Below are 3037 nucleotides of genomic sequence, written 5' to 3'. Positions count from 1 at the left end.
CCCGCACTGTCTCGCCGGTCATTCGATCGGCGAGGTGGTGGCCGCTTTTGTTGCGGGTGTGTGGTCGCTGGAGGATGCGGCGACGTTGGTGGTGGCGCGTGGTCGGTTGATGCAGGCGTTGCCGGCCGGTGGTGTGATGGTCGCGGTGGAGGCCGCCGAGGATGAGGTCACGCCGCTGCTGTCGGACGGTGTGAGCATTGCCGCCGTCAACGGGCCGACCGCCCTGGTGCTTTCGGGCGCCGAGCATGCGGTGCTGGCCGTGACCGAGGCCCTGGACGGTCGCCGCGTGAAGCGGCTGCGGGTGTCGCACGCCTTCCACTCGCCGTTGATGGATCCGATGCTGGACGACTTCCGGAGGGTCGCGGCCGGACTGTCGTACAACGCCCCGTCTCTGCCGGTGGTGTCGAATCTGACGGGTGAGGTGGCGGATGTCGGGCGGCTGTGCTCGCCCGAGTACTGGGTGGAGCATGTGCGTGGCACGGTCCGGTTCCACGACGGTGTGCAGGCCATGCGGGAGCAGAAGGTGGCCACCTTCCTGGAGTTGGGTCCGGACGGCATCCTGACCGGGATGGTGGCGGAGGATTGTGTGCCGTCGCTGCGTCGGGATGTGCCCGAGGACCGGGCGCTGATGGCCACCGTGGGGCAGCTGAACATACGCGGCGTCGGCATCGACTGGGAGCAGGTGTTCTCCGGCACCGGCGCACACCGTGTGGACCTGCCCACGTACGCCTTCCAGCGGCAGCGTTTCTGGCTGAACCCGACGCTGTCCGAAGGGGACCCCGCGCTGGCAACTGGGCACCCCCTGCTCGACACCGCGGTCGGGGTCCCCGACACCGGCGGTGTGGTGTGCACCGGCCGGCTTTCCCTCGCCGCCCAGCCCTGGTTGGCGGACCACGTCGTGTCCGGCACGGTCCTGCTGCCCGGCACCGCCCTGGTGGAACTCGCGATCCGCGCGGGCGACGAGGTCGGCGCGCGGGCCCTGCGCGAACTGGTCATCGAAGCGCCCCTGGTGATCCCGGACAAGGGCGCGGTGCGCGTCCAGGTCACGGTCGGCGAGGACACCGGTGGCGGTGTGCGGTCGGTCGCGGTGTACTCGCGGCCCGACGGCGCGCAGTCCGGCGAACCATGGACCCGCCACGCCAGTGGACAACTGGGCGACGACGCACCGGCATCCGATGCCGCCTTCGGCGTCTGGCCCCCGGAAGGCGCGCAGCCCGTCGACCTGACCGGCTTCTACTCGGACCAGGCAGCCGCCGGATACACGTACGGACCGCTGTTCCAAGGGCTCACCGCACTGTGGACCCGCGGTGAGGACATCTACGCCGAGGTCGCGCTTCCGGTGGACGACACCGAGGCGGCGGCCGGATTCGGTCTGCACCCGGCTCTTCTCGACGCGGTCCTGCACTGTGGCGCCTTCACCGAGCGGAAGGCCGAGGAGGGCAAGCTCATCCTGCCGTTCGCGTGGAACGGCATGACTCTGCACGCCTCCGGCGCCACCGCACTGCGGGTGCGCATGACGCCCACCGGACCCGAGTCGGTGACGATCGAACTCGCCGACGGCGAGGGAGCCCCGGTCGCGTCGGTCGAGTCGCTCGTCCTGCGCGCGGTCGCGCAGGAGCAGGTGAAGGCCGCAGGCCGGACCGGTCCCGGCACGGACGCCCACTTCGCCGTCGAATGGACCGCGTCGGCGGCTGACGCGATGGCTGATGCCGCCGCGGTCGTCCCGCACCCGGTCGCCATGGCCCTCGACGTCGAGGAACTGGTGCGGTCCGGCGCGGCGATGCCGGACGTACTGGTCGTCGACGCCGTCGACGGTGTCGTCAGCGCCGAACGCGTCCGCGGCCTCGTCGGCCGAGTCCTCGGCACCCTGCAGGCCTTCCTCGCCGCGCCGGAACTCGACGAGACCCGCCTGGTCGTCGTGACGCGCGGCGCGGTCGGCGTCTTTGCCGACACGGAGGTGACCGACCCGGCGGGGGCCGCGGTCTGGGGCCTCGTGCGCGCGGCCCAGGCCGAGAACCCGGACCGCATCGTGCTCATGGACGTGGACGAGATCCAGGCGTCCAGGCCGTCCCTCGCGGGCGTACTGGCCGCGGGTGAAGCGCAGGTGGCGGTGCGCGGTGACGTCGTGCACACGCCCCGACTGGTGCGGGTTGCGCCGGACACCGGCACCGGGCCCGCATGGGACGCCGAGGGCACCGTGCTCGTCACCGGCGGCACCGGAACGCTGGGCGGCCTGGTCGCACGGCACCTCGTCACCGAACACGGTGTGCGGCACCTGCTGTTGACCAGCCGCCGAGGCCCGCAGGCGCCCGGCGCCCAGGAGCTGACGGCCGAGCTGGAGGCGGCCGGAGCGAGCGTCACCGTGGTGGCGTGCGACATGTCCAAGCGCAGGGCGGTGAAGAAGCTCCTCTCGGCGGTCTCGCCCGCGGCGCCGCTGACCGGCGTCGTGCACGCGGCAGGCGTCCTCGACGACGGCGTGATCCCGAGCCTGACCCAGGAGCGTGTCGGCGCCACCTTCCGGCCCAAGGTCGACGCGGCGCTGACACTGCACGAGCTGACGCGCGACATGAACCTCTCGGCGTTCGTCCTGTTCTCCTCCGCCGCCGGTGTCATCGGTGGTCCGGGGCAGGGCAACTACTCCGCTGCGAACGCGTTCCTGGACGCGTTCGCCCAGTGGCGCCGCGCCCAGGGTCTCGCCGCCGTCTCACTGGCCTGGGGCCTGTGGGCCGAGTCCGGCGGCATGATCGCGACGATGAGCGAGTCGGACCAGGCCCGCATGAACCGGGGCGGAGTGCTCCCGCTCGCCTCCGAGGACGGCCTGGCCCTGCTCGACACGGCCCTGGCCGGTGAGGCGTCCACCCTCGTCCCGGTGAAGTTCGACTTCGCCGCGTTGGCGGAGCAGGCACGGGCGGGACAGCTGCCGCCGATGCTGCGTGGACTGGTGCGCCAACCGCGCCGCACGACGCGCGCCGCCGCGGTCGGCTCCGGTGCCACTGCGGGCGCCACCCTGGCCGACCGGCTCGCCGCCATGACCCGT

Annotated in this window: 1 protein-coding gene; it reads left to right on the top strand. The window is 72.4% G+C overall.

The features are described from left to right. The coding region (locus AQI95_RS47780; protein ID WP_159056771.1) for an SDR family NAD(P)-dependent oxidoreductase at window positions 1-3037 on the top strand (3037 nt) is incomplete at both ends.

The sequence above is a fragment of the Streptomyces yokosukanensis genome (genome assembly GCF_001514035.1).
GTDB lineage: Bacteria > Actinomycetota > Actinomycetes > Streptomycetales > Streptomycetaceae > Streptomyces > Streptomyces yokosukanensis.
Note: the sequence above shows the minus strand (reverse complement) of the source record. Positions and strands in the feature narration are given on the sequence as shown.